Source organism: Marinilactibacillus sp. XAAS-LB27 (assembly GCF_036039175.1).
Classification (GTDB): Bacteria; Bacillota; Bacilli; order Lactobacillales; family Carnobacteriaceae_A; genus Marinilactibacillus.
Window position 1 is genome coordinate 1 of the sequence record NZ_JAYXKP010000021.1, and the last position, 403, is coordinate 403.

Below are 403 nucleotides of genomic sequence, written 5' to 3' on the forward strand. Positions count from 1 at the left end.
AGACAAGCTCTTGATTGAACGGGCGTCAGCTGACTTCATCAGTATCTCTGCTTTGATAAAGTTAGAGATAAAACAGTGTTCTTTTACGATCGGCGTTTCTGCAGTAAACGTTGATTCACAAGACTTACACTTGAACCGCTGTTTTTTCACTCTGAGATAGGTCGGATAAATACCAGACATCGGAAACGTTATTCTAGAGGTCTGAGTCCCATTTTTATAAATAGAAAAGTTCTTGTTTGGCGTCTGACATTTCTTACATTCCGTAGGAATATAAGTCAGTGTACAGTCTATAAACTTGCATTTCTTTTGTTTATGTAGGCCATAAGAAACACAGTTATCGTTAAAAATGATGTTTTTATCTTGAATATCTAGTACTTTTTGCATATCATTTGAAGTAGGCAAG

At 36.0% G+C, this 403-nt stretch carries 1 protein-coding gene; it reads right to left on the reverse strand.

What is annotated here, in order from left to right:
* On the reverse strand, nt 1–403 hold a 403-nt coding region (locus VXN63_RS12095), incomplete at both ends, for a transposase family protein (RefSeq protein ID WP_327758291.1).